Here is a 26300-nt window from a genome sequence, read left to right as displayed (position 1 = left end):
CTACATGGGCCGCCCGTTATTGCTGGCCATCACCTGACGGCGCAGCTTGCGCATGCCGGCCACCCAGCGGTCGCGGTCGCCGCCCTTGTGGGCGGCGTATTGCGCGGTGTTGGGATGGGTGGTGACGAGGAAGCGCTTCTCGGCCATGGCATCGAGGACCTTTGCGGCCACGTCGTCGGCCTCGATATAGCCCGACAGGCCCTGCGCGCCGCCCTCCACGCCTTCCACCAGCGGCGTGCGCACGCCTTCCGGGCACAGGCAGTGGACGATTAGCCCGTCATCGCCATGGGTGATGGCCAGACTCTCGGCGAACGCCACCGCCGCCGCCTTGGTCGCCGAATAGGGCGCGTCGCCGATCTGGGAGAGAAGCCCGGCGGCGGACGCCGTGATCAGGAAATGCCCGCCCCTCGCGGCCATGGGTTTGGCCAGATGGCGCGCCGCATAGACGCTGGCCATGACATTGACGTCCCAGCACGCCTGCCAGGACGCGTTGGCCGCATCGCCCGCGCCCCAGCCCGGCCCGTCCGTGACGCCGATCCCGGCATTGGAGATGTAGATGTCCACCGGCCCCAGCGTGCGCTCCACCTTGTTGATGAAGCGCGTCAGCGCCGCCTCGTCGGTGACGTCCACGCGCGCGCCGAAGCCGCCGAGCGCTGCGCCGGTCGCCTCTGCGCCCGCGCCGTCCAGATCAATGGCCGCGATCTTCGCGCCCCTGGCGTGCAGGGCTGTGGCGATGGCTTGGCCGATGCCGCTGGCTGCGCCGGTGACGATGGCGGTCTTGCCGGTGAGGTCCATGGAGCATCCTTTCGTGTGCGCGCGCGGCCAGGTCCGGGCTGCGCGCCTGTGTGAGAGGCCAGACCCTCCCCTCAAGCGCGCAGAAAGACAAGCCTGTGAGCCCGCCCGGTTTCAGCGCCGGAAGGCGCGCCAGACCAGGACGCCGGCGATGATCAGGATGATCGCGGCGGCGGCGAGCTCCAGCAGACTGGCGCCCAGCAGAACCGGCCGGGTCAGCGGTTCCAGGCCCGAGAACACGCCCGCTGCGGCGCTGGCCAGCCGCTCGCCCTGAAAGCCCGCCGCCACGGCCAGCGCGATCAGCACCATCGCCACCATGACGGCCAGGCGCATGGCCGCGCCGGCGTCCGCGCCGCCTTCACGCACCCTTCGGGCCTCGCGGATCGCCTGCCGGCGCTGGCGGTGTCGGGACATGGAACTCCTGATCGGCAGGGGTTGGCGCAAGGGTTTGCAATCGCCCGGGCTTTTCACACGCTTGTGACGCGAACCGGTTTGAGGCATAGTTTGGATCGCACAAGCGGCCTGAACAAGGCCCGGTGAAGCCTAGCGAGATGACCGGACGCCTTTGCGCCAGAGACTTGTTCCTTCCCCGACCCCGAAAGGCCGCATGCCGCACGCGGGACGCCGCGCGCGTAGCCTTCTTGCGCGGGACGCCGCGCAGCGACGGGAAAAGGGCTCCTCCTCATGACGACTGGTACTGTAAAGTTCTTCAACGCTGACAAGGGCTTCGGCTTCATCACCCCGGACGATGGCGGCAAGGACGTGTTCGTCCACATCACCGCGGTCAAGGACGCCGGCATGGCCGACCTGCGCGACGGCCAGCGCGTGTCCTTCGACACCGAGCCGGACAATCGGGGCAAGGGGCCCAAGGCGGTCAATCTCAAAGACGCGGGCTGACTTCCATCCGCTGACCTGATCTAAACGGCGCCGCGCGGGGACGCATCCCGCGCGGCGTCTGATTCGTGTGCTCCAGCCTGGACAAACCTATGCGCCCCGCCCTGATCGCCGGCCTGATCTACGCCGCCTGCCTGCTGGCGCTGGGTATCGTGCTGGGCGCGTTCCGCACCTTTCTGTTCGAGCCGTGGCTGGGCGCCTGGCCCGCCCTCATGATCGAGCTGCCGGTGATCCTCTACGCCGCCTGGCACCTGACCGGCATGGCGATGGAGGGCCGCGAGCTGACCCGCGCCGGCGCCGGCGCCATGGGCGCCGTGGCGGTGGTCCTTTTGCTGATCGGCGAGGTGGTCCTGTCCCAGATTCTGGCCGGGCGCACGGTGCTGGCCCATCTGGCGCTCTACGCCGAGCCGCGCACGCTTCTGGGTCTGGCCGCACAAATCCTCGCCGGCCTCTTCCCCCTGATCCGCCACTGGCGCACCCCGCCCCCGCCGCCGGCGCGCGAGGGCGAGGTGCTGGGGGCGTGAGGGCGGCCATTAATGTCAAATGAAACGCGTTTCGTTTTACACAAACGGATTTGTGTAAAACCGGCGAGGCATTAACACGCCCAGCCGCCGGCGCATGAAAAACCCCGGCGGATCGCTCCGCCGGGGTTTTGCGTTGCAGGCGTCTGAAACGCCTTACGCTGCAGCGCGCTGGCGCAGGACGTAGTGCAGGATGCCGCCATTGCGGAAATAGTCGAGCTCGTTCTCGGTATCGATGGCGGCGCGCAGGGCCAGCGTCTCCACCGAGCCGTCGGCGCGGGTGATGGTGGCCTGCACATCGCCGCGCGGGGCCAGATCGGCCACGCCCTGGAGCGTGACGGTCTCGTCGCCCTGCAGGCCCAGCGCGGCCCAGCTTTGCCCGTCCTTGAACAGCAGCGGCAGCACGCCCATGCCGATCAAATTGGAGCGGTGGATGCGTTCAAAGCTCTCGGTGATCACCGCGCGCACGCCCAGCAGGCGCGTGCCCTTGGCCGCCCAGTCGCGCGAGGAGCCGGTGCCGTATTCCTTGCCGCCGAACACCACCAAGGGGCGGCTTTCCCCGGCGTATTTCATGGCCGCGTCATAGATCGGCATTTCCTCGCCGGAGGGATGATGGATCGTCACCCCGCCTTCGACGCCGGGGACCATCTGGTTCTTGATGCGGATATTGGCGAAGGTGCCGCGCATCATCACATCGTGATGGCCGCGCCGCGCGCCATAGGAGTTGAACTCCAGCGGCTCCACGCCATGGGTCTGCAGCCAGCGCCCGGCGGGGCTGGAGGCCTTGATGGAGCCGGCCGGCGAGATGTGGTCGGTGGTGATGGAATCGCCAAACAGGCCCAGAATACGCGCGTCCGTCACATCACCCGGCGCAGACGCGTCGCGCGACATGCCCTCGAAGAAGGGCGGGTTGGCGACATAGGTGCTGTCGGGCCAGTTATAGGTGAGGCCCGCGGCGGTCTCGATGGACTGCCACATGGCGTCGCCTTTGAACACATCGGCGTAGCGGCTGGCGAACATGTCCGGCGTCACGGCCTGGCGCACCACTTCGGCGATCTCCGCCGAGCTCGGCCAGATGTCCTTGAGATAAACCGGCTCGTTATTGTCGTCATAGCCGATCGGGTCTTCGGTCAAATTGATGTTCATCGTGCCGGCGATGGCGTAGGCGACCACCAGAGGCGGGCTCGCCAGATAATTGGCGCGCACGTCCGGGCTCACCCGGCCTTCGAAATTGCGATTGCCCGACAGCACCGAGGCCGCGACCAGATCGCCGTCCTTGATGGCGGCCGAGATCGGCTCGGGCAGGGGTCCGGAATTGCCGATGCAGGTGGTGCAGCCATAGCCCACCAGATTGAAGCCCATGGCGTCCAGATCGTCCTGCAGCCCGGCGCGGGCGAGATAATCGGTCACCACCTGAGAGCCCGGCGCCAGCGAGGTCTTCACCCACGGCCGCACGCTGAGGCCACGCTTCAGCGCATTGCGCGCCACCAGGCCTGCGCCCAGCATGACCGACGGGTTGGAGGTGTTGGTGCAGGAGGTGATCGCCGCGATCACCACATCGCCGTGGCCGATGGAGTAGTCGGCGCCCTCCACCTTGACGCGCCTTGCGCCGTCTTCGGCCTTGCCGAACTCGCCCGCCAGCGCCATGGCGAAGGCGTCCGCCGCATCGGTGAGCGCCACCCGGTCCTGGGGCCGCTTGGGACCGGCGAGCGACGGGACGACCGAGCCCAGATCCAGCTCCAGCGTGTCGGTATAGACCGGGTCATCCTGGCGGTCGGGACGGAACATGCCCTGGGCCTTGGAATAGGCTTCCACCAGCGCCACACGGGTCGCATCGCGTCCGGTGGACGTGAGATAGGCGAGCGTCTCGTTGTCCACCGGGAAGAAGCCGCAGGTCGCGCCGTACTCAGGGGCCATGTTGGCGATGGTGGCCGCGTCTTCCAGCGACAGGGTGTCGAGGCCGGGTCCGAAGAATTCCACAAACTTGCCCACCACGCCGCGCTTGCGCAGCATCTGGGTGACGGTGAGGACGAGGTCGGTGGCCGTCGCGCCCTCAGGCAGCTTGCCGGTCATTTTAAAGCCGACCACTTCGGGGATCAGCATGGAGACCGGCTGGCCCAGCATGGCCGCTTCGGCTTCAATGCCGCCCACGCCCCAGCCGAGCACGGCCAGGCCGTTGATCATGGTGGTGTGGCTGTCGGTGCCCACCAGGGTATCGGGGAAGGCGTAGGTGGCGCCGTCTTCATCCTTGGTCCAGACCGTCTGGGCGAGATATTCCAGATTGACCTGGTGGCAGATGCCCGTGCCCGGCGGCACGACGCGGAAATTGTCAAACGCGCCGGCGCCCCATTTGAGGAATTTATAGCGCTCGCCATTGCGCTCATACTCGCGCGCCACATTGCGCTCGAAGCTGTCGGCGTGGCCAAAATAATCCACCATCACCGAGTGGTCGATGACCAGATCGACGGGCACCAGCGGATTGACGCTTTTCGGGTCGCCGCCCAGCGCCGTGGTGGCGTCGCGCATGGCGGCCAGATCGACCACCGCCGGCACGCCGGTGAAGTCCTGCATCAGCACGCGCGCGGGGCGGTACTGGATCTCATGGCTGGATTTGCCCGTCTCCACCCAGGCTGCCAGCGCCTCGATATCGGCCTTGGTGACCGTGCGCCCGTCTTCAAAGCGCAACAGGTTTTCCAGAAGGACTTTCAGCGTGTAGGGCAGTTTCGACACGCCCGCGAGGCCATTGGCTTCAGCCTGTTTCAGGTCGAAATAGACGTAGGATTTGCCTGCGACATTCATCTCGCGGCGGCATTTGAAACTGTCCAGTGAAGCCATGATGTTCCTCGTGATCTGGGCCGGGCCCGGCCCGGTGCAAACAGGTGCGCTGTGCTTGGGGGGCGATGTGCCGCAGCGCAGCAAGACAGAAGGTTTGCGCGCCTTGTAAACCCGTCACGCGCGCGCCGCAATGGATCGCGCCGCCAAGGCGTTGGACAATCGCGGCTGCGGCGGGGGGAGGCGGGGCCTCAAAATATTAACAATTCTCTTGATGCACGCATAAACTGCATACACACTCTTCCGTATCTGCGGATGGCAGCATCCGGCGGGGGAGTATCTGACATGTTGAGAGTCTGCCTGATCCTTATATCCATCACATTAAGTGGCTGCGCGGCGCGCACGGCAACCCACAACTTTCCGGACACATCACCGCCCAATCAGCTTCTCACAGCGCGTCACTACGAAGTCTGGGTGGACGCTGACGCGACGTTCTTTCCAAATGGCTGGGAAGCCCTGTGCGGAAGCTACCGCTCAGGGGCCTACACGCTCCATAATCGGGCACTTTCATTGAACTACCTCGATTGCACGCCTGAACTCCTGAGTCAGATCCGTGAGCAGACCTTGTCAGAGATCGCGGAAGCCTTCAGCGGACTGGAGATGGTCACCATCCTGATCCACGGGTTCAATCATGGGGTCTCCAATCAAGCGACGAGCATCCGGAATGACTATTTGGCGCGACGCAATGCGATTGATGGGATTCTCGCTGATCCTTCGAACAGGCCTATTGAGCACGGCTATATCGAGTTCTTCTGGAACGGACTTGAGTCCACGCGCGGAAATCTTGGTATTCCTGCAGCATGGACCTATGCCAGCATCAACGGCGAGCGGGCAGGCCATCTGGCGCTTCAGCCCATCCTCGCCACACTTCAGGACGCCGGCGTGCAACGCGTGCACATTCTGGCGCACAGCCGCGGCGCCGCCGTCGCGCTCTCAGCGCTCGCAGGCGGGAAATATGTGGATGAAGCTGGCCGCGCACGGAACGCCGCGCTCGGCGCTCCCACCCCCCCCAGGCCGCTGGCCGATGGCGGCATGGAAATTCTGGTGACGTCCACAGCGCCGGCGATCAGTTGTTGGCATTTTGTCAGCAGGGAAGAACGCCGCATTCGTTGCGATGATCCTGTGCGAGAACTGCCTGCATCGGTGATAAGCCACTATTCAACAGTGAACCCTAGTGACTTTGCCTTGCGTAAGTTGATAGGCGGCATACTCGTCACCAGACTCAACAGCACCGAGTTCGGTCAAAACCTGCGGGCGGCGCAGGGCGTGGCGGACCGTATGAATGAGGCGCGAATGGGGGCTGGAGGGTCCGCGTTCATGGCGGTGGAGAACATCGACATGGTCAACGACCAGATTGAAGGCGGTCCGGCTGACGGCGTCTCCAGTCACAGCGCGACGGACTATTTAAACCTTCGGCAGGTCAGGGCCCGGTTGCAGGAGGTGTACGCACCCCCCGACTAACCCCACTTGGCCTGCCGCCGGGGGCGGGCTATGGCTGCGCGCCATGGACCAGACCTCCCGCCCCCCTGCCCTGCCTCCCGCCCGTCTGGAGACGCGACGCCTGCGCCTGGAGCGCGGCGGCAAGGTGCTGGTGCGCGACCTGTCCTTTTCCCTCGCTTCCGGTCAGGCCCTCGTGCTGACCGGACCCAATGGCGCGGGCAAGACAACACTGCTGCGGGCGCTGGCCGGATTGTTGCGCCCGGTGAGCGGCGAGGTCGTGCTGACGCCCGGCCCGGCGGGCTGGCTGGGTCATAGCGAGGGGCTGAAGCCCGGCGAGCGGGTGAGCGACATGCTGGCCTTCTGGGCGGCGTTGTCAGGCGCAGGTTCAAGCGAGATCGAGGCCGCATCGCGGGCCATGGCGCTGGGTCATCTGGCCCGGCGGCCCTGCGGCGCCCTGTCGGCGGGGCAGAAGCGGCGGGCGGGCCTGGCGCGCCTGGCCCTGTCGGGCCGGGCGGTGTGGCTGATGGATGAACCGGCTGCCCCTCTGGACGCCGCGGGCCGCGAGCGGCTGGCGCGTCTCGTCGCCGGTCACCGCGCGCGCGGCGGCATTGTCCTGGCCGCGACCCACGCTGATCTCGGCTGGCCGGACGTGGAGCGTCTGGATCTGGGTCTGGAGGCGGCGGCATGAGCGCGCGCGCCCTGTTCGTACGCGAATGGCGCCTGGCGTTTGCGGGCGGCGGCGGACCGGCCGGGCCGGCGGCGTTCAATCTGGCCGCGCTGGCGCTGGCGCCGCTGGCCATCGGGCCGGACACCGCCACGCTGGCCGCCGCCGGACCGGGCGTGATCACATTCGCAGCGCTGCTGGCGAGCCTGCAGGGCGCCGAGCGCATGTTCGGCGATGACGCCGGGGACGGCACGCTGGAGCTTTACGCCCTGTCGGGCCTCAGCCTGTCCATGGCCGCCCTGATCAAGGCGCTGGCCTTCACGCTCGCCGTGTTCTGGCCCGCGCCCCTGCTGGCGGCGCTGGGCGGGCTGGCCTACGGGCTGACGCTGGAAGCCGCGCTGGTGCTGGCGGCGGGCATTGCGCTGGCTGCGCCGGGGCTTGTGTTCATCGCCGCCTTCGCCGGCGCGCTGGCGGCGGGGCTGCGGCGGGCAGGCCTGCTGATCGCCCTCATCGCTGCGCCGCTGCAGGCGCCGCTTCTGGTGTTCGCTGCGGGGGCCGCGCGCGCGGCCATGGACGGCACGGGTCTCGCCGGACCCAATCTCATGCTGGCGCTCGCCGCCAGCCTGATCGCAGGCGTTCTGGCGCCGCTGGGGGCAGGCGCGGCGCTCAGGGCGCGGCTGGACTGAAGGCGGATCAGGCGTCCGGCGCCGCTTCCAGCGCCCGCTGGTGGCGGATGAAATCATCGCCGCAGGTCAAACGCCGCGCGATGGCGGAGCCCGGATCAATCACCCGCCAGAACGGCGTGATCGCAGCCGTCTCGGCCCCCTCCGCCAGATCGGTCAGCGCCGCTTCGGCCACCACGCGCAGATAGATGGCGGTGGTCACCGGACAGGTGGCCTGCGCCTTGTAGCGGCGGGCCAGCTCATTGCGCAGGCGTGGGACGGAGCGGGTCTCGCCCGGCGGGATCGCGGCGACATAACCGGCGATGATCTCCGGCGTGGCGATGAACATCACCGTACCCGCTTTCACCCCGCCAAAGTCGGCATGCAGGGTGACGGTCTTCGCCGGCTTGGCCGAGCGCAGGCGCTTGCGCCAGTCGGTGGGTTTGCGGGCTTTCGTGGTCATCGTGTGTTCCAGGGTGGCCGCGCAGCGCGGCAGGGTCAGGGCGCAAGCCTCGCCGAGCCTTTGACCGGACGCAATAAGCCCCTATGAAAATCTTGTTGCGGCAGGGGTTTACGGGAATCTCGCCGCGCGAGACCGGCTCGCCCATTCCAAGCAGTGCAAGAATTTGTTAACCATACGCTCACGCAGCGGCGCATGACGCGCCGCGCGGATACACAGTCAGGGGATACCGCCATGCTTTCCACCATGATCGCCGCCGTCATTCTCGCCACCGCCAATCCGGCCGTGGACGCGCTCACCGAAAACGCGCTGCAGGTCGATACCGGCAGCGTGACCTATATTGTCTTTTTCGAGGCTGACGGCAGCTACACCACCAGCGTGGGCTCGGGCGGCACGTGGGAAATCAATGAGGATGGCGAGTTCTGCGTCTCCAGCGCCGCGGGCAATGACAATTGCCAGCCGCTGATGGAGGGGCTTGAAGTGGGCGACAGCTGGGACGGCGAAAACGCCGCCGGCGAGCCGGTGACGTTTACGCTGATCGCGCGGGAGTAGGGTTCGCATTCCTTTTCGGGACGAGGAGCCCCGCCGGTTCAGCCGGCGGGGTTTTTTGTGTGGTGGGGGGTTCTTGTCCTCCCCCGCTTGCGGGGGAGGCGGCCCGTAGGGCCGGAGGGGGGATGGCGCCCCTTCGACGTCCGGGAAGATCGTTCCGCCGATCCCCCCCTCGCCGCTTCGCGGCACTCCCCCCGCAAGCGGGGGGAGATGAGGAGCGGCGGGGTTCGGCGTTCCTCTGATCCGTGGCGGGTCAGAGCCGCATCTCCGCCGCCTCCCCCAGCCCACCTTCCAGCACCGCCTGCGTCAACGCGGCCAGATCCGTCGCCATATAACGATCCACATCCAGATGCGCGGCGCGTGCGCGAATGGCGGCGTGGAGGGATTCCAGCGGGGCGCTGGCGGTCAGGGGGCGGCGGAAATCCAGCCCTTGCGCGGCGCACAGCAATTCCACGGCGACGATGGAGGCAGCGTTGCGCGCCACCTGCCCGGCCTTGCGCGCGGCGCCGGTCGCCATGGAGACATGGTCTTCCTGATTGGCGGAGGTGGGTACCGAATCAACGCTCGCCGGGAAGGCGAGCGAGCGGTTCTCCGCCACCAGCGCGGCGGCGGTGACCTGCGCAATCATGAAGCCGGAATTGAGCCCGCCATCCTTGACCAGAAACGCCGGCAGCCCGCTCATCTTGGGGTCCACCAGCACGGCCGTGCGCCGCTCGCTCAGCGAGCCGATCTCGCACAGGGCCATGGTGATCTGGTCAGCGGCGAAGGCGACGGGTTCGGCGTGGAAATTGCCGCCCGAGACCGCTTCGTCCGTATCGGGAAAGATCACCGGATTATCGTTGACGCCATTGGCCTCGATCTCAAGTGTGCGGGCGCTCTGGGTCAGGAGGTCCAGCGCCGCGCCCATGACCTGGGGCTGGCAGCGGAAGGAATACGGGTCCTGCACCCGGCCACAGGCGGCGTGGGCGCCCTTGATGCGGCCGCCCTCCAGCAGGCTGCGCAGGCGGTCGGCAATCGCGATCTGCCCCGGCTGGCCACGCACCGCATGCAGGCGCGCCTCGAACGGCGCGTGGGAGCCCATCAGCGCCTCCACCGACAGCGCGCCGGCGCTTAGGGCCGCGCCCATCACCCGCTCGGCGGCGAACAGCGCATCCAGCGCCAGGGCGGTGCTGACCTCGGTGCCGTTGATCAGGGCGAGGCCCTCCTTGGGGCCCAGCGTGAGCGCCTGCAGCCCCGCGCGCGCCAGCGCCTCGCCGCCGGGCAGGTTCTCTCCGTCACACACCGCTTCGCCCTCACCGATCAGCACACAAGCCAGATGGGCCAGCGGCGCCAGATCGCCCGAGGCGCCCACCGAGCCCTGCGCCGGGATCACCGGCAGGCAGTCTTTTGCGGCGAGGTCCAGCAGCTGATCGATGACGGCGCGGCGCACGCCGGAATAACCGCGCGCCAGGCTGACGGCTTTCAGCGCAATCATCAGGCGCACCACAGGGCGCTCCAGCGCCGGACCCACGCCGCAAGCATGGGACAGGATGAGATTGCGCTGGAGAATCTCCAGCTTGTCATCGCCGATGCGGGTCTGGGCCAGCAGGCCGAAGCCGGTATTCACGCCATAGACGGTGCGCCCGCTCTGCACGATGCGGCGCACGCTGGCGGCTGCGGCCTCCACGCCCGCCCAGGCGGCGGCGATGCTGAAGGGCGCGCCCGCATGGATGGCGCGCAGATCGGCCAGCGTGACCGCGCCGGGTGTGAGGGTGACGGGTTTGAGAGAGGCGGCCGCCATCAGCGCGGCTCCATCATGGGCAGATCAAGGCCCTGTTCGCGGGCGCAGGCTTTGGCGATCTCGTAGCCTGCATCGGCATGGCGCATCACGCCGGTGGCCGGATCATTCCACAACACCCGCTCCAGCCGGCGCGCGGCCTGCGGCGTGCCGTCGGCGACGATGACCATGCCGGCATGCTGGGAATAACCCATGCCCACCCCGCCGCCATGATGGATGGAGACCCAGCTGGCGCCGGACGCGGTGTTGACCAGCGCATTGAGCAGCGGCCAGTCGGACACGGCGTCCGACCCGTCCATCATCGCCTCGGTCTCCCGGTTGGGGCTCGCCACCGAGCCGGAATCGAGATGGTCGCGGCCGATGACGACGGGGGCTTTGAGCGCGCCTGAAGCCACCATCTCGTTGAAGGCGAGTCCCAGACGGTGGCGCTCTCCCAGCCCCACCCAGCAAATGCGCGCGGGCAGGCCCTGAAATGCGATTCGCTCGGCGGCCATGTCGAGCCATTGATGCAGGCGCCGGTCGTCCGGGATCAGCTCTTTCACCTTGGCGTCGGTGACCGCGATGTCCGCCGGATCGCCTGACAGCGCCGCCCAGCGGAACGGGCCGACGCCCCGGCAGAAAAGCGGGCGGATATAGGCGGGCACGAAGCCGGGAAAGCAGAACGCATCGGCAAAGCCCGCATCATGGGCCATCTGGCGGATATTATTGCCGTAATCGACGGTGGGGATGCCCGCCTTGGCAAACGCGGCCATCGCCTCCACCTGAATGCGCATGGAGGCGCGGGCGGCGTCCGCCACGGCGTCTGGATCACGCGCGGCGGTCTCGCGCCACCGGGCGAGGCTCCAGCCCGAGGGCAGATAGCCATTGACCGGATCATGGGCGGAGGTCTGGTCGGTGACGAGATCGGGCCGCACGCCGCGCTTGATCAGTTCAGGGAAGATGTCGGCGGCATTGCCCTCGACGGCGACTGATTTGGCCACGCCCTTCGACGTCCAGTCCGCGATGCGCGCCAGCGCGTCATCGAGATCAGCCGCCGCCTCGTCCACATACCGGGTGCGCAGGCGGAAGGCGATGCGCTCGGGATCGCATTCCACGGCGAGGCAGCAGGCGCCCGCCATCACGGCGGCCAGCGGCTGGGCGCCGCCCATGCCGCCCAGCCCCGCCGTCAGGATCCAGCGCCCGGTCAGATCGCCGCCATAATGCTGGCGCCCGGCCTCGGCGAAGGTTTCGTACGTACCCTGAACAATCCCCTGCGAGCCGATATAGATCCACGAGCCTGCGGTCATCTGGCCGTACATCATGAGCCCCTTGCGGTCGAGCTCGCGGAAATGCTCCCAATTCGCCCAGCGCGGCACCAGATTGGAGTTGGCGATCAGAACGCGCGGCGCATCTTCATGGGTGCGCACCACGCCCACCGGCTTGCCCGACTGCACCAGCAGAGTCTCGTCCGGCTCCAGGCGTTCCAGCGCGGCGACAATGGCGTCGTAGGAGGCCCAGTCGCGCGCCGCCTTGCCGATGCCGCCATAGACCACCAGGTCCTCGGGGCGTTCGGCCACGTCCGGGTGGAGATTATTCATCAGCATACGGATCGCGGCTTCGGCGGCCCAGGTCCTGGCCTTGCGTTCCGGGCCCGTGCGCGGGCGGATCTCGCGGATATTGGCGCGGGTCATGGCAAATCTCCCTCGGACGGGCGGGCGGGATGGCCGGTCAGCTCATAGCGTTCGCCGGCATAGGTCAGGCGGGCCGCCGACGCGACGCGCCCCGCCGACCAGGTGCGCCGGCGGATTTCCAGACAGGCCGCGCCCGGCGGCAAGGACAGCTGGCGCGCCAGGACCGGCCCGGCATTGATGGCGCGCACGGTGTGCTCAATGTCCTGCAGGGGCGCGGCGCGGGTCAGGAAGGCGTAGGTGGTGGTGCGCGCGAAATCGGCCTCGGCGGCGCCTTTGGCCAGCGCCGGATCAATCAGCCGGTCCTCGATCAGCAACGGCTCCTCGCCCCGCAAATGCCGGATCACCACCCGCACCAGAGCCATCCCCGGCTCGGCGGCGAACAGGGCGGCGGCGCGCACGCTGGCGGTGATGGACGTGTGTTGCAGCACCTCCATCCGATGGGGCGCATCCCCGCCCGCCAGCTCCTGGGCGATGTCGCGCAGGGCCAGCAGGGCGCCCGCGGCGCGCGGCGGGGCGACATAGCTGCCCGATCCGGCCCGGCGGGTGATGACGCCTTCGTCACGCAGCTCGTTCAGCGCCCGGTTGGCGGTCATGCGCGCCACGCCCAGCGCCCGCACCAGCTCGGGCTCCGACGGCGCACGTTCACCAGGCTTGAGCGCACCCGAGGCGATGAGGTCGAGCACGTGTTGCTTGACCTGCTGATACAATGGGGCCGAGGCTTTCATGGCTTTAACTCCTCGCCCGCCAGGATCAGCCGCTCCGGACCGGGAAGACCGATCCAGTAGGCGATGGCGGCGGGCTGCGGCACGTCCCAGACGGCAAAGTCAGCCGCGAGGCCCTCGCGCAGCATGCCGGTCTCGTGATCCACGCCCATGGCGGCCGCACCGTGCCGTGTCATGCCCGCCAGCGCTTCGGCCGGGGTCAGGCCGAACAGGGTGCAGCCCATATTCATGGCCAGCGGCGCAGACACCAGCGGCGAAGAGCCGGGATTGAGGTCGGTGGCGATGGCGATGGGGATATTGAGCTCGCGCAGGAGGTCCATGGGCGGCAGGCGGGTTTCTTTCAGCGCATAGAAGGCGCCGGGCAATAGAACCGCCACGGTACCCGCCTCGGCCATGGCGCGGGCGCCGTCTTCAGACAGGTATTCCAGATGGTCCGCCGACAGGGCCCGGTGGCGTGCGGCCAGCGCCGCGCCGCCCTGATCGGACAATTGCTCCGCATGCAGACGGACGGGCAAGCCCAGCGCGATGGCCGCCTCCAGCATCGCGTCGGTCTCTTGCGGCGTGAAGCCGATGGTCTCGCAGAATGCGTCCACGGCATCGACCAGGCCTTCGGCGTGGAGGGCCGGCAGCACCTCCCCAGCCATCAGCTGCACGTAGTCGGCGCGGCGGTCCTCATACTCCGGCGGGATGGCGTGCAGGCCCAGAAAGGTCCGGCGCAGCCGGACCCCGGCGCGCCGGGCCGCCTCGCCGGCCGCCAGCAGCATGGCGCGCTCGGTCTCCAGATCGAGGCCGTAGCCCGACTTGATCTCCACTGTGCCCACCCCGCTGCGCATGAGCAGGCGGATGCGCGCATGGGCCGTCTCCACCAGCATGTCGAGGCGCGCGCCGCGCGTGGCGGCGACGGTTGAGCGGATGCCGCCACCGGCCCGCGCAATGGCCTCATAGCTGACGCCGGACAGGCGCTGTTCAAACTCGCCCGAGCGGTCGCCGGCGAACACCAGATGGGTGTGGCAATCGACCAAAGCCGGCGTGATCCAGCACCCCTGCAAGTCCACGCGCGCCGCGCCCTCGGCCCGGTCGGCGGGTAGATCGCCCATCGGTCCGATCCAGGCGATGCGCCCCGATTGCGCCAGTACGCAGGCGTCTTCAATCGCGCCCCAGACGCCCGGGCGGGCCGGGTCCATGGTGGCGGCGTGACAGCCGTGAAACAGGGTGCGGGACATGGGGGCCAACTTGTCTATACAGCTTCATCCTGCTACAAACGGACGCGAGAATCCACCCCGTCACGCCCGCCTATCCGGAGGCCGTCATGAGCCCGCCAGACCCGGTTTCGGAATGCCGCTCCTGGCGGTCAGCGGCCGATTTGCTGGGTGATCACCCGCACGCCCGCGCCGCCCTTCTGGGCGCGCCGCTGGCCGAAGGCTCGCTGACCCCGGGGCGGTGCGATCTGGCGCCCGGGATCATCCGCGAAACGCTCAAGCGCTTTTCCACCTATGATCTGGAAACCGGGCTCGGTCTCGATGAGCTCAAAGTACACGATGCGGGCGACATCGCGCTCAAATGCGTCAGGCCCGCGGACGCGTTGGCGCCCGTGCGCGATGCGGCGGCGGCACTGACGGCGCGCCATGCGCTGGTGATCCTGCTAGGCGGCAATAATGCAGTCACCCGGCCCGGCGTGCATGCGCTGGGCGATCTTTCCCGCACCGGGCTGATCACGCTGGATGCGCATTTCGACCTGCGCGACACCGATTGCGGCCTGCTCAACGGCAATCCGGTGCGCGCGCTGCTCGAAGACGGTCTGCCGGGCGCAAACATCACCCAGATCGGGCTCGCCCCCTTCGCCAACACGCGGCGCATGCATGACACGGCGCGCGAAGCCGGGATCAGTGTTCGCACCCTGGCCGATGTGCGCACGCGCGGCATCGAGGCCATTGTGAGCCAAGCGCTGGAGCGGCTGGCGGCGCGCTGCGATGTCATCGCCGTGGATTTCGATATTGACGTGATTGACCGCGCCCAGTGCCCCGGCGCGCCCGGCGCCCGGCCCGGCGGCCTGCCCGTGCAGGACTTCTTCACCGCCGCCCGCCTGATCGCCGCCCACCCCAAGGTGAAGCTGGTGGACCTGACCGAGTTTGACCCGTCGCTGGATGTCTCCTCCATCACGGCGCTGACAGCCGGACGCTGGGCGTGCGAGATTCTGGCGGGCCTGTCCGGGCGCTCTGGCGCCTAGAGCTTGTCCGGCGTCAGGCCGAGCCGGCCGGAGATCATCTTGTCAGTCATGCGGCCGGGCAAAACGCCCAGCAGCCACTGGGTGAAGGGGTCGGGCGTCAGCACCGTGTTGAGCTTCGGTTTGGCGTCTGTCAGGGCACGGAAAATCGCCTCGGCCACCACCTGCGGCTCCAGCCCGTCGCGGCCACGCTTGAGCATGTAGGACAGGATACGCCCCACCGCCGGGGCGTAGTCGGTGTGTTCATACTGGGCCGGGTCCATCTGTTCAGCCTTGTCCCAGATCGGGGTTTTGATCGGGCCGGGATTGATGGCGACCACGTCCACGCCATAGAGCATCAGCTCGCGGCGCAGGCTCTGGGTGAAGGCCTCCATGGCGTGCTTGGAACAGGCATAGGGCGCCATGAGCGGAGCCGCGCTGAACCCCGCCACGGATGAAATATTGACGATGCGGCCCCTGGGCCCTGAATGACCGCGCACCGCGCCCAGCATGGGCGCGAACACCTGCGTGACGCGCAGCTGTCCCGTGACATTGATGTCGAGCTGGGTGGTCATCTCCTCCACCGGCAGGTGCAGCAGCGGACCGGCCACCGCCACCCCGGCATTATTCACCAGCCCCGACAGCGGCGCGCCGCCCAGCGCCGCGCGCACGGTCTCTCCGGCGGCGCGGCAGCTGTCCATATCGGTGACATCGATCATCACAGGCGTCACCGCCTCGCCCAGCGTCTCGCTCAGGCGCCGGGCGTCGGCGTCTTTGCGCACCCCGGCGAACACCCGCCAGCCCTTGCCCGCCAGATAATCGGCCGCCGCATACCCGATCCCGGTGGACGCCCCGGTAATGACAACGCTGTTCGGCCCGCTCATGAGCGATTCCCCCTGATGTGTATGCGCGAGACAGTGGCGCGGTGCGGGGCGGGTGGTCAATCGCGGGCGTCGTCAGCCTGGTATGGCTGCGCGCATACGGCGACCTTGTGCAGCGCCGATGCGTTGACCTGAAGGCCGCGCGGAGTAATGTCACGCGCGAGTTCCGACCCCGTGCGCGCCGCGCCGTCCGGCGCACCGCTGCACCAAGCTGATCGAGGGCCCGCATGGCCAAACCTTCCACCGCCAACCGGCCTCTCTCACCCCATGTTTCGATCTGGCGCTGGCATGCGACCATGGCGTCGTCGATCGCGCACCGCATGAGCGGGGTGGTCAACTATATCGGCGCGGTGCTGGTGACGGTCTGGCTGGCCGCGCTGGCCGCCGGGCCGGAGGCCTATCGCGCGGTCGAAGCGCTGATGGCCGGCCCGGTGGGCATACTGGTCACGCTGGCCCTGATCGGCTTCACCCTGTCGCTCGTCTATCACATGCTCAACGGCATCCGGCATCTGGCCTGGGACATGGGTTATGGCTTTGACCCCAAGGGCTCCAATCTACGCTCCATCCTGATTTTCGCCGGCGCGGCGGTGATCACCGCCGCGATCTGGGTTCTGGCCGGAGGGCTGATCTGATGGCTGATCTGCGCACGCCGCTCTCGCGCGCCAAGGGTCTGGGCGCGGCCAAGTCCGGCTCGGGCCATTTCATCGCCCAGCGTGTGTCGGCCGTGGCGTTGATCGTGCTGATCCCGGTCTTTGTGTGGATGATCGCGCGCCTGCCCGACATGAGCTATGAGGCCGCCCGCGCCGCCTTCGCCAGCCCGCTGGGCGCGCTTGTGGTGCTGCTCACCCTGACAGCGGCGTTTTATCACATGCGCCTGGGTCTCCAGGTCGTGATCGAGGACTATATCCCGGCCCCTGTCACCCGCGCGGGCCTGCTGATCCTCAATACGCTTTTCACCGCAGGCCTGTGGCTGGTCGCGCTTTATTCGATCCTTGTGATCGCGGCATAGGAGTCGCCTGTCCATGACTGGCTACAAGTGGATTGACCATACGTATGACGTCGTTGTTGTGGGCGCGGGCGGATCGGGCCTGCGCGCGGCGCTGGGCGCGGCCCAGGCCGGGCTGAAAACGGCGTGCATCTCCAAGGTCTTCCCCACGCGCTCGCACACCGTGGCCGCCCAGGGCGGCATCTCGGCGAGCCTTGGCAATATGGGCCAGGATGACTGGCGCTGGCACATGTACGACACCGTGAAGGGGTCGGACTGGCTGGGTGATCAGGACGCCATTGAATATCTGTGCCGCGAGGCGCCCGCCGCCGTGTACGAGCTGGAGCACTGGGGCGTGCCGTTTTCGCGCACCGAAGACGGCAAAATCTATCAGCGCGCCTTTGGCGGCATGACCCGCAATTATGGCGAAGGCCCGGTCCAGCGCACCTGCGCGGCCGCCGACCGCACAGGCCACGCCATTCTGCACACGCTCTATGGCCAGTCCCTGCGCCACTCGACCGAGTTCTTCATCGAGTATTTCGCGCTCGACCTCATTATGGATGAGGACGGCGCCTGCCGCGGCGTCACGGCCTGGAAGCTGGATGACGGCACGCTGCACCGCTTCCGCGCCCAAAAGACGATTCTCGCCACCGGCGGCTATGGCCGCGCCTATTTCTCCGCCACGTCGGCGCACACCTGCACGGGTGACGGCAACGCCATGGTGCTGCGCGCCGGCCTGCCGCTGCAGGACATGGAGTTCGTCCAGTTCCACCCCACCGGGATTTACGGCGCGGGCTGCCTGATCACCGAAGGCGCGCGCGGCGAGGGCGGCTATCTGACCAATTCAGAGGGCGAGCGCTTCATGGAGCGCTACGCCCCCAACGCCAAGGATCTGGCCAGCCGCGACGTGGTCAGCCGGTCCATGACCATGGAAATCCGTGAAGGGCGCGGCGTCGGTCCGAACAAGGACCATATCTTCCTGCATCTCGATCACCTGGACCCGAAAATTCTGCACGAGCGCCTGCCGGGCATTTCCGAAAGCGCCAAGGTGTTCGCCGGCGTGGACGTGACCCGCGCGCCCATCCCGGTGCTGCCGACGGTCCACTACAATATGGGCGGTATACCGACCAATTATCACGGCGAGGTGCTGACCAAGGCGGGCGGCGATCCCGACACGGTCGTGCCGGGCCTGATGGCGGTGGGCGAAGCGGCCTGCGTTTCGGTGCACGGCGCCAATCGTCTGGGCTCCAACTCGCTCATTGACCTGGTGGTGTTTGGCCGCGCGGCGGGCCTGCGCTGCGGCGCCACGGTGGAAGCCGGCGCCCGCCAGCCCGACCTGCTGGCGAAGGCGGGCGAGGACACGCTGGCGCGCTTTGACCGCCTGCGCCATGCCCATGGAGATACGCCGACCGCGTCGCTGCGCCTCGACATGCAGCGGGCCATGCAGGAAAACTGCGCGGTGTTCCGCACCCAGGACGTGCTGGACGAAGGCGTCGCGCGCATCGCCAAGGTGCACCAGGGCGCAGCCGATATCCGCATCTCTGACCGGTCGATGATCTGGAACACCGATCTGGTTGAAGCGCTGGAGTTCGACAATCTGATCGCCCAGGCCGCCGTCACCGTCGGCTCGGCGGCGGCGCGCAAAGAAAGCCGCGGCGCCCACGCGCGCGAGGATTATCCCGACCGCGACGACAAAGAATGGATGAAGCACACGCTCGCCTGGTTTGACGACGCCACCGGCAAGGTGTCACTGGGCGACCGGCCGGTGCATGAATACACCTTGTCCAACGACATCGCCTATATCGAGCCGAAGGCGCGGGTTTACTAACGGCGTAGCGAAACTGTGCTAGACTGGCGTCTGTCAGTGTAGCCTGAGGACCAGACGTCTCATGAGCAGCGAACCGGAAAACCTGGTGCTGGAGTATCTTAAGCGCATTCACGCCGATATCGGCGGATTGCGCGAAGACGTGCGAAACCTGCGTGAGCGGGTGAGTTCGCTTGAAGAGCAGATCGCCGGTTTACGCCGTGATTTCGTCCGCATGGAACACCGCTTTGACTCGCTGGAGCAACGCGTAGAACGCATCGAACGCCGGCTTGATCTGGCCGACGCCTGACATCATCACCGCCTCGGGAAATTCACTGACATGGTCCAGCTCACCCTGCCGAAAAACTCGAAAGTCAAAAAGGGCAAGACCTGGCCCAAGCCTGAAGGCTCGGACGCCAAGGCGCTGCGCGAGTTCAAGGTGTACCGCTATGACCCGGACCTGGGCGAGAATCCGCGCTGGGACACGTATTACGTGGACACCTCCAAGTGCGGGCCGATGATCCTGGACGCGCTGTTCTTCATCAAGAACGAGATCGATTCCACCCTCGCCTTCCGGCGTTCCTGCCGGGAGGGGATTTGCGGCTCGTGCTCGATGAATATCGCCGGGCGCAACACCATCGCCTGCACCAAGGGCATTGATGAGCATGACGGCGTGATCTCCATCGCGCCCCTGCCCCACCAGCCGGTGATCAAGGACCTGGTGCCGGACCTGACCCATTTCTTCGCCCAGCTGACCTCGATCCAGCCCTGGCTGAAGACCGAGACCCCCACGCCCCAGGGCGAATGGCGCCAGAGCCCGGAAGACCGCGAGCAGCTGGACGGGCTGTATGAGTGCATTCTGTGCGCCTGCTGCACCACGGGCTGTCCGTCCTACTGGTGGAATTCGGAGAAATATCTCGGCCCGGCCGCCCTGCTGCAGGCCTATCGCTGGATCGCCGACAGCCGCGACGAAGCCACGGGCGAGCGCCTGGACGATCTGGAAGACCCGTTCAAGCTCTATCGCTGCCACACCATCATGAACTGCGCCCAGGTCTGCCCCAAGGGCCTGAACCCGGCCAAGGCCATCGGCCACATCAAGGAATTGATGGTCGAACGCCAGACCTGACCGGAACCGCCTTCATTTTTCCCCATTCGGTGCGCCAGATGCGCGTCTCACCGCAGAGGGGATGATGACTGATGACTGCAACCACCACGCTGGGCCGTTCGCTGGGGCTGAAACTCTTGCTGGTCGGCGCGCTCGTGCTGGCGCTGGGCATTCCGCTGGGCCTGGTCAACATGCTGGCGTGGGAACGCGAGAACCGGGCCCAGCGCGTCGCGATTGACGTGGGCGCAGCGCTGGGCGGGGCGCAGACCGTGCGCGGCCCCTTCCTGGCCATCCCCGTCGACACGCCCCGGGTGACCGAGACCGGCAGCGGCGACACGCTGGTGCGGCGCGAGACCATCGAACGCCAGCTGATCATCATCTCGCCTGACCGGCTGGACGTCTCCGCGCGGCTGGAGACCAGCACGTTGCGACGGGCGATCTACACCGTGCCGGTCTATCGTGCGGTGATCTCCCTCAACGGCGACTTTGATCTCACGGGCGTGTCCGGTCTGGCGCCCGCCGGCGGGACGATCGCGTGGGACGAAGCGCGCCTGATGGCCACAGTGGGCGATCTGCGCGGTATCAGCGAAGATTTCCAGGCCGAGGTCAGCACACAGGGTGGTCTGTTGAGCTTCGAGCCGGGCCTTCCCTTGCGCAGCTCCAACTTCAATACCGGGTTTTCCGGCGAGGACATCGCCGCCAACGCGGTGAGCGCGGCGCTGACCGGGCTGGGCGAAGGCGCGCGGATGACGCTGGAGGGTCAGCTGGTGCTGACCGGCGCGCGGTCCTTCGGCGTACAGCCGTCAGGACGGGAGACACGGGCGCGTCTGACCGGCGACTGGCCGCATCCCGGCTTTGACGGGGCCTATCTGCCGACCGACCGGGAGATCAGTGATAGCGGGTTTGAAGCCGACTGGCTGGTTCCGTATCTGGCGCGCGGCTTTCCCGCCCGCTGGATCGAGGGCCAAGGCCACAGCCTCAACCAGGCGCGCGATGCGGTGATGACGGTCAATCTGGTCAACCCGGGAGACGGCTATGCGCGCGTCGGGCGTTCGCTGAAATACGCTTTCTTCTTTGTCGGCTTCACGCTGCTGATGTTCTTCCTCATCGAATCCAGCAGCGCGCAGCGCCTGCACGCCGCGCAATACATTCTGATCGGGCTGGCGCAGGTGGTGTTCTATCTCCTCCTTTTGGCTCTGAGCGAACATGCCGCCATCGGCGTGGCGTTCGCCAGCGCGTCGGCGGCGACTGTGGCCCTGACCGCGCTCTATGCCTGGACAGCGTTCAGAGACAATGCGCGCGGCCTGCTGACCTTCGCGGCGCTGACCGTCGGCTATATCATCCAGTTCCTGCTGGTGCTGGTGGAGGATTACGCCCTGCTCATCGGGTCGGGGCTGGCCTTCATCGCGGTGGCGGCGACCATGTATGTGACGCGCAGGGTGGACTGGTATGGCGGGGCGGACAGCCAAGCCTGAGCCGCATCCGGTTAGCCTTGCGTTTACCTTGCGGGAAGACTCCCCTGCGATCATGGGCGGATGACCGCACAGGGCCGTTTTCCATCGCCTGAAACGACGCCCGCCACCCCCGCACCGGGCTGGTGGGCGCAGGCGCGTGCGCGGGTCCTGGGCGGCGCTTTGACGGCCTTGGGCGCGGGCGCGCTGACCGCCATGCTGACCCACGACCCGCTGGACCCCAGCGTCAACGCCGCCACCGGGCGGGCGGCGAGCAATCTGCTCGGCGCGCCGGGGGCGTCGGCGGCGGATCTTCTATTGCAGGCTTTCGGCTGGGGCGGCGCTGCGGCGGCGCTGGGTTTGCTGGCCTGGGGCCTCATCCTGATGGTGCGCGGCGCGCGCGGGCGCCCGGCCATGCTGGGCTGGCTGCGCTTCATGGCGGGGCTTGCAGGCGTCACGGGCTTTGCACTGGCGGCGGCGGCTTTGCCCATGCCGGTGAGCTGGCCGTTTGCGGCGGGCCTTGGCGGACTGCTGGGCGATCACGCACTGGCGGGCTTGGCCGGTTTGATCGCCCTGTCCGGTATTCCCGGCGCGTCCCTCGCGGCAGCGGGCCTCGGCCTGGCGCTCGCGGTGGCGGGGCTGTTTTTCTGTTTCGGGCTGACCATGCGCGACATTGGCGCAGCGAGCGACCGCGCGGTGCTGGCCTGGGCGACCGTGCGCGTGTGGGGCGATCAGCTGATCGGGGCTGCGCCACGCCCATGGCGGCGGGACCGCGATACGGCCGAGCGACCGCAGCCCGATGGCCGCGCCGAGACCGCGCCCGGCTTCCTGCAGCCGGGCCGCGCGGCGCCTGCGGGCCTGCGCGCCAAGGCCAAAGTCGAACCACAAGCCGATGCCGGACCCGCCGTGAAGATCGCGCCGCGCAAACGCGCCAAGGCGTCCGACCGCGAGGTGCGCGAGGCCCAGGGCGCGCTCGCCTTTGACGAGACCAGCGGGTTCGATCTGCCGCGCCTTGATCTCCTCTCGCCCTCCAAGGTGCGCCAGGATGTGGCCGATCCGGCGGCGCTGGCGCAGAACGCGGAATTGCTGGCCACCGTGCTGGCCGATTTCTCGGTCAAGGGCGAGATCACCGCCGTGCGCCCCGGCCCGGTGGTGACGCTGTACGAGCTCGAGCCCGCGCCCGGCGTGAAGACCAGCCGGGTGATCAATGTGGCCGACGATATCGCGCGATCCATGGCGGCGCAGGCCTGCCGCATTGCGGTGGTGCCCGGGCGCAACGCCATCGGTATCGAGCTGCCCAACCAGCGCCGCGAGACCGTGTTCCTGCGCTCCCTGCTGGCGTCGAAGGGCTTTGAAGACGCCAAGGCCGAGCTGCCGCTGGCGCTGGGCGAAACCATTGGCGGGGAGCCCTATACGGCTGATCTGGCGCGCATGCCGCACCTCCTCATCGCGGGCACGACCGGCTCGGGCAAGTCGGTGGGCATCAACGCCATGATCCTGTCGCTGCTCTACCGGCTGACCCCGGACCAGTGCCGGATGATCATGATCGATCCCAAAATGCTGGAGCTGTCGGTCTATGACGGCATTCCGCACCTGCTCTCGCCCGTGGTCACCGACCCCAAGAAGGCGCTGGCGGCGCTCAAATGGACCGTGCGCGAGATGGAGTCGCGCTATCTGAAAATGTCCAAGGTCGGCGTGCGCAATATGAAGGGCTTCAATGACCGCGCCGCCGAGGCCCGCGCCGCCGGGGAGATGCTGTCTCGCACCGTGCAGACCGGGTTTGACCGCGAAAGCGGCGAGCCGGTCTACGAGACCGAGACCATCCCGGCCGATCCCATGCCCTATATCGTGGTGGTCATCGACGAGATGGCCGACCTGATGATGGTGGCGGGCAAGGAGATCGAGGGCGCGGTGCAGCGCCTGGCCCAGATGGCGCGCGCGGCGGGCATTCACCTGATCATGGCGACCCAGCGCCCGTCCGTGGACGTGATCACCGGCACGATCAAGGCCAATTTCCCGACCCGCATCTCCTATCAGGTCACCTCGCGCATCGATTCGCGCACCATCCTCAATGAGCAGGGCGCCGAGCAGCTCTTGGGCCAGGGCGATCTCCTGTACATGGCCGGCGGAGGGCGTATCCGCCGCCTGCACGGGCCGTTCGTGTCGGATCAGGAAGTCGAGCAGGTCGCTGCCTGGCTGAAAGCCCAGGGCGCGCCGGACTATCTCGACGCGGTCACCGAAGAGATCGACGAGGACGGCGGCGCCGGGGACATGTTCGGCGGCGGCGAGGGCTCGGGCGATGATCTGTTTGATCAGGCCGTGGCCGTGGTGGCGCGCGACCGCAAGGCGTCCACCAGCTATATCCAGCGCCGCCTGCAGATCGGCTATAACCGCGCCGCCTCGCTGGTGGAGCGCATGGAGGATGAGGGCATGATCGGCCCCGCCGACCACGCCGGCAAGCGCGAGATCTTCCTGCCCGAGCGCGAAGGCGTGTGAGGGCGTTGAACCGCTGCGGGCCGGCGCGCGTATACCGGTCAGGCAGACACGCGGAGCTTTCCCATGACCCTTGTTCGCATCCTCAGCCTTCTGGGCGGGCTCATCCTCTTGGCCGCCATTGTCTGGGCGGTGATGACCGCCGGGCAGTCACTGACCGAGGCCATCGCCTGGCTGATCTCCGGCCCGTGGGGCGTGGTGACCCTCGTTGATCTCTATCTCGGCTTCTTCTTCATCGGGGTGCTGATCTGGCTGCTGGAGCCGAGCAAGAAGATCGCCCTCCTCTTCATCCTGCCCCTGCCATTCCTCGGCAATGTGTGGGCGGCGGTGTGGATGGCCTGGCGTCTGGCCCATGTGATCCGCGCGCGCGCCGTGCAGCCGGCGCCATAGCGCCGCGCACAAATACCGGCTCTGTCACAGCCGCGCCGCAAAATCCGGAATGACAGGACGGGCGCACAGGTTTAACCGGGCGCCATGCGTACGCCCCGCCCCCCTGTTCCTCCCCCGGCCCCGCCCGAACCGTCCGGGCGGCTGGACCCGGCGCGCGCGGGCATGGCGGCCCTCGCCGGATATGCGGTCTGGGGCCTGTCGCCGATCTTCTACAAGCTGTTGTCATTCGCCAGCGCGGCGGAGATCGTGCTGCACCGCGCGGTCTGGTCGGTGCCGGCCTTGCTGGCGCTCTTGTGGATGGCGCGCCGGATGGGTCCGGCGCTCGCAGTGCTCAAGGACCGGCGCGCGCTTCTTCTCCTGACCTTTACCGCTGTGGTCATCGGGTCGAACTGGTGGCTGTTCATTTTCGCCGTCAATGACGGGCGCGTTCTGGAGGTCTCGCTGGGCTATTTCATCAACCCGTTGATGAATGTGGCCGTGGGCGTGTTCATCGCCCATGAGCGCTTCGGGCGGTGGCGGGCGGTGGCGGTGGGGCTGGCCGCTCTGGGCGTCATCAATCAGGTGGTGACGGTGGGCGAACTGCCCGTTATCGCGCTGGTGCTGGCCGGGACGTTCACCGTCTATGGCTATGTGCGCAAGACCATCGCCATAGACGGGCGCATCGGCCTGTTCTGGGAGACCGCGATCCTCGCCGTGCCGTCCCTGATCGCGCTGATCTTCCTGGAGACCGGCTCGGGCGGCCAGTTCTTCACCGGTCCGCAGGCGGCGATCCTGCTGATCCTGACCGGACCGATGACCGTGGCGCCGCTGCTGCTGTTCGTGTTGGGCGCGCGGGGGGTGAGCTTCGCCACGCTGGGGCTTCTCCAGTTTCTCGCGCCCACGCTGCAATTCATCGTTGGGCTGGCCTATGGGGAGGTTTTCACCATGGGCCATCTCATCACCTTCGTGCTGATCTGGTCGGGGCTGGCCGTGTTCGCCATCGATCTCCTACACTCCCACCGCAAAGCGGAGCGAGAGGCCGGATGACCCACGCCATGCCACCCGCCCGCCGCGTGCGCGCGGGCAAGATCACGCTCAGCGTCCATGAGGCGGGGCCGGAGGACGGCGTCCCGGTGCTGCTGCTCCATGGCTGGCCGGATCTGGCCCTGTCCTGGGCGCCCCAGATCGCGGCGCTGAGCGCGGCGGGCTACCGGGTGATCGCGCCGGATTTGCGCGGCTTCGGCGCCTCGGACGCGCCCCGTGAGATCGAGGCTTATGGCATCGACGCCCTGTGCGCCGATATCGAAAACCTGCTGGATGCGCTGGGGCTCGAGCGGGCTGTGATCGCTGGACATGACTGGGGCGGGATCATCATGTGGCAGGCCGCCTGCCTCATCCCCCACCGGTTTCTGGGCGCCATCGGGGTGAACACGCCCCATCTGCCGCGCAGCTCCACCCCGCCGCTGGACGTGTTCCGCAGCCAGGGCGGGCAGGAGCATTACATCGTGCGCTTCCAGGACGAGAGCGCTGATGCGCTGTTCGTGGGCCGCGAGGAGGATTTCTTCGCCTTCACCTTCGGCGCGCCGCCGCCCAGCGGTGATCTCGGCAAGCTGCCCGCCTCCATCACCCATCTGCCGCGCCGGTTTGACGCCTTCGTGGCGCGGGGCGGGCTGAAATCGGAGGAGGAGTGCGTGGTCGGGCCGGCGCTGCGCGCGCAGTACGCGCAGGCCTATCGCCGGTCAGGATTTCGCGGCGGGCTCAATCTCTACCGCAATTTCGACGCCAACTGGGAACGAATGGGCGGGGTGGATCATCGCCTGTCCATGCCCTGCCTGATGATCTCGGCCGAGTGCGATTTCATGCTGCCGCCCAAGCTCACCGCCTGGATGCCGGCGCTGTGCCAGGATCTCGAACGGCACGTGATTGAGGATATCGGCCACTGGACGATGGCCGAAGCCCCCGAAACGCTCAACGCGCTCATGCTCGACTGGCTGGAGCGCCGGTTCTGAAAGCCAACCGGACGCGC

26 protein-coding genes are annotated in these 26300 nt (G+C 67.7%); 17 read left to right on the top strand and 9 right to left on the bottom strand.

The window, feature by feature from the left end; genetic code table 11:
- Both L2D01_01690 and L2D01_01685 read right to left on the bottom strand, forming a co-directional pair.
- Complete coding sequence (locus L2D01_01690) at positions 1 to 795, bottom strand: SDR family NAD(P)-dependent oxidoreductase (GenBank protein WBQ10498.1); 795 nt, start codon at positions 793 to 795, stop codon at positions 1 to 3.
- Between the two features lie 111 nt (positions 796 to 906).
- Positions 907 to 1206 carry a hypothetical protein gene (locus L2D01_01685; GenBank protein ID WBQ10497.1) on the bottom strand — a complete coding sequence of 100 codons (300 nt, stop codon included), beginning with the start codon at positions 1204 to 1206 and terminating at the stop codon, positions 907 to 909.
- Between the two features lie 270 nt (positions 1207 to 1476).
- On the opposite strand from L2D01_01685, the gene L2D01_01680 reads away from it, so the two are divergent.
- Positions 1477 to 1689 (top strand): cold-shock protein, encoded by a 213-nt coding sequence (locus L2D01_01680; GenBank protein WBQ10496.1) that lies wholly within the window; start codon positions 1477 to 1479, stop codon positions 1687 to 1689.
- An 89-nt stretch (positions 1690 to 1778) separates the two neighbouring features.
- Positions 1779 to 2210, top strand: a complete 432-nt coding sequence (locus tag L2D01_01675) for a hypothetical protein (protein ID WBQ10495.1) — start codon at positions 1779 to 1781, stop codon at positions 2208 to 2210.
- 153 nt (positions 2211 to 2363) lie between these two features.
- Here L2D01_01675 and acnA read toward each other — a convergent pair whose 3' ends face one another.
- A complete protein-coding gene (gene acnA / locus L2D01_01670) occupies positions 2364 to 5042 on the bottom strand; it encodes an aconitate hydratase AcnA (GenBank protein WBQ10494.1) in 2679 nt (892 codons plus the stop codon).
- Between the two features lie 282 nt (positions 5043 to 5324).
- Here acnA and L2D01_01665 point away from each other — a divergent pair, with 282 nt between their 5' ends.
- The 3 genes from L2D01_01665 to L2D01_01655 are packed head-to-tail and all read left to right on the top strand — an operon-like array spanning position 5325 to position 7829.
- Positions 5325 to 6500, top strand: a complete 1176-nt coding sequence (locus L2D01_01665; GenBank protein WBQ10493.1) for a hypothetical protein — start codon at positions 5325 to 5327, stop codon at positions 6498 to 6500.
- A gap of 43 nt (positions 6501 to 6543) precedes the next feature.
- The gene (gene ccmA / locus L2D01_01660; GenBank protein ID WBQ10492.1) at positions 6544 to 7167 is read left to right on the top strand and encodes a heme ABC exporter ATP-binding protein CcmA; all 624 of its coding nucleotides are present in this window, start codon (positions 6544 to 6546) and stop codon (positions 7165 to 7167) included.
- A complete protein-coding gene (locus L2D01_01655; GenBank protein WBQ10491.1) occupies positions 7164 to 7829 on the top strand; it encodes a heme exporter protein CcmB in 666 nt (221 codons plus the stop codon). Before ccmA ends, L2D01_01655 begins: the two co-directional genes overlap by 4 nt.
- Positions 7830 to 7836: 7 nt before the next feature.
- On the opposite strand, the gene L2D01_01650 is transcribed toward L2D01_01655, so the two are convergent.
- Positions 7837 to 8268 carry a hypothetical protein gene (locus L2D01_01650; protein WBQ10490.1) on the bottom strand — a complete coding sequence of 144 codons (432 nt, stop codon included), beginning with the start codon at positions 8266 to 8268 and terminating at the stop codon, positions 7837 to 7839.
- Between the two features lie 231 nt (positions 8269 to 8499).
- On the opposite strand from L2D01_01650, the gene L2D01_01645 reads away from it, so the two are divergent.
- Positions 8500 to 8817, top strand: coding sequence for a hypothetical protein (locus L2D01_01645; GenBank protein ID WBQ10489.1), 318 nt, complete (start codon positions 8500 to 8502; stop codon positions 8815 to 8817).
- A gap of 250 nt (positions 8818 to 9067) precedes the next feature.
- Here L2D01_01645 and hutH read toward each other — a convergent pair whose 3' ends face one another.
- Genes hutH through hutI form a run of 4 tightly spaced genes read right to left on the bottom strand, consistent with a single transcriptional unit; the run spans position 9068 to position 14206 of the window.
- On the bottom strand, positions 9068 to 10594 hold the full coding sequence (gene hutH / locus L2D01_01640; GenBank protein ID WBQ10488.1) for a histidine ammonia-lyase: 1527 nt from the start codon (positions 10592 to 10594) through the stop codon (positions 9068 to 9070).
- The gene (locus L2D01_01635) at positions 10594 to 12261 is read right to left on the bottom strand and encodes a urocanate hydratase (GenBank protein ID WBQ10487.1); all 1668 of its coding nucleotides are present in this window, start codon (positions 12259 to 12261) and stop codon (positions 10594 to 10596) included. Before L2D01_01635 ends, hutH begins: the two co-directional genes overlap by 1 nt.
- Positions 12258 to 12986 carry a UTRA domain-containing protein gene (locus L2D01_01630; GenBank protein ID WBQ10486.1) on the bottom strand — a complete coding sequence of 243 codons (729 nt, stop codon included), beginning with the start codon at positions 12984 to 12986 and terminating at the stop codon, positions 12258 to 12260. Before L2D01_01630 ends, L2D01_01635 begins: the two co-directional genes overlap by 4 nt.
- Positions 12983 to 14206: an imidazolonepropionase gene (hutI, locus tag L2D01_01625; protein ID WBQ10485.1), complete on the bottom strand. Its 1224-nt coding sequence runs from the start codon at positions 14204 to 14206 to the stop codon at positions 12983 to 12985. The genes L2D01_01630 and hutI overlap by 4 nt, the downstream gene beginning before the upstream one ends.
- Before the next feature lie 86 nt (positions 14207 to 14292).
- Here hutI and L2D01_01620 point away from each other — a divergent pair, with 86 nt between their 5' ends.
- Positions 14293 to 15210 carry an agmatinase family protein gene (locus L2D01_01620; protein WBQ10484.1) on the top strand — a complete coding sequence of 306 codons (918 nt, stop codon included), beginning with the start codon at positions 14293 to 14295 and terminating at the stop codon, positions 15208 to 15210.
- Here the strand turns inward: L2D01_01620 and L2D01_01615 are convergent.
- Complete coding sequence (locus L2D01_01615) at positions 15207 to 16070, bottom strand: SDR family oxidoreductase (protein WBQ10483.1); 864 nt, start codon at positions 16068 to 16070, stop codon at positions 15207 to 15209. The genes L2D01_01620 and L2D01_01615 overlap by 4 nt on opposite strands.
- A 224-nt stretch (positions 16071 to 16294) precedes the next feature.
- Between L2D01_01615 and sdhC the strand changes: the two genes are divergently transcribed.
- The 10 genes from sdhC (at position 16295) to L2D01_01565 (ending at position 26283) form a co-directional block, all read left to right on the top strand.
- The gene (gene sdhC / locus L2D01_01610) at positions 16295 to 16699 is read left to right on the top strand and encodes a succinate dehydrogenase, cytochrome b556 subunit (protein WBQ10482.1); all 405 of its coding nucleotides are present in this window, start codon (positions 16295 to 16297) and stop codon (positions 16697 to 16699) included.
- Entirely contained in the window at positions 16699 to 17076 is a 378-nt protein-coding gene (sdhD, locus tag L2D01_01605) for a succinate dehydrogenase, hydrophobic membrane anchor protein (protein ID WBQ10481.1), read from the top strand. Before sdhC ends, sdhD begins: the two co-directional genes overlap by 1 nt.
- Before the next feature lie 13 nt (positions 17077 to 17089).
- Positions 17090 to 18880: a succinate dehydrogenase flavoprotein subunit gene (gene sdhA, locus L2D01_01600; protein WBQ10480.1), complete on the top strand. Its 1791-nt coding sequence runs from the start codon at positions 17090 to 17092 to the stop codon at positions 18878 to 18880.
- Positions 18881 to 18941: 61 nt separating this feature from the next.
- Positions 18942 to 19166 (top strand): hypothetical protein, encoded by a 225-nt coding sequence (locus tag L2D01_01595; protein ID WBQ10479.1) that lies wholly within the window; start codon positions 18942 to 18944, stop codon positions 19164 to 19166.
- Positions 19167 to 19196: 30 nt separating this feature from the next.
- On the top strand, positions 19197 to 19982 hold the full coding sequence (locus L2D01_01590) for a succinate dehydrogenase iron-sulfur subunit (GenBank protein WBQ10478.1): 786 nt from the start codon (positions 19197 to 19199) through the stop codon (positions 19980 to 19982).
- Between the two features lie 71 nt (positions 19983 to 20053).
- The gene (locus L2D01_01585; protein ID WBQ10477.1) at positions 20054 to 21436 is read left to right on the top strand and encodes a cell envelope integrity protein CreD; all 1383 of its coding nucleotides are present in this window, start codon (positions 20054 to 20056) and stop codon (positions 21434 to 21436) included.
- Between the two features lie 60 nt (positions 21437 to 21496).
- Complete coding sequence (locus L2D01_01580) at positions 21497 to 23908, top strand: DNA translocase FtsK (protein WBQ10476.1); 2412 nt, start codon at positions 21497 to 21499, stop codon at positions 23906 to 23908.
- Between the two features lie 63 nt (positions 23909 to 23971).
- Entirely contained in the window at positions 23972 to 24295 is a 324-nt protein-coding gene (locus L2D01_01575) for a hypothetical protein (GenBank protein WBQ10475.1), read from the top strand.
- 84 nt (positions 24296 to 24379) lie between these two features.
- On the top strand, positions 24380 to 25321 hold the full coding sequence (rarD, locus tag L2D01_01570; protein ID WBQ10474.1) for an EamA family transporter RarD: 942 nt from the start codon (positions 24380 to 24382) through the stop codon (positions 25319 to 25321).
- Entirely contained in the window at positions 25318 to 26283 is a 966-nt protein-coding gene (locus L2D01_01565; GenBank protein ID WBQ10473.1) for an alpha/beta hydrolase, read from the top strand. Before rarD ends, L2D01_01565 begins: the two co-directional genes overlap by 4 nt.
- The last annotated feature ends 17 nt before the right edge of the window (positions 26284 to 26300 follow it).

Source organism: Hyphomonadaceae bacterium ML37, from assembly GCA_027627685.1.
In the GTDB taxonomy this organism is placed as follows: domain Bacteria; phylum Pseudomonadota; class Alphaproteobacteria; order Caulobacterales; family Maricaulaceae; genus Oceanicaulis.
Note: the sequence above shows the minus strand (reverse complement) of the source record. Positions and strands in the feature narration are given on the sequence as shown.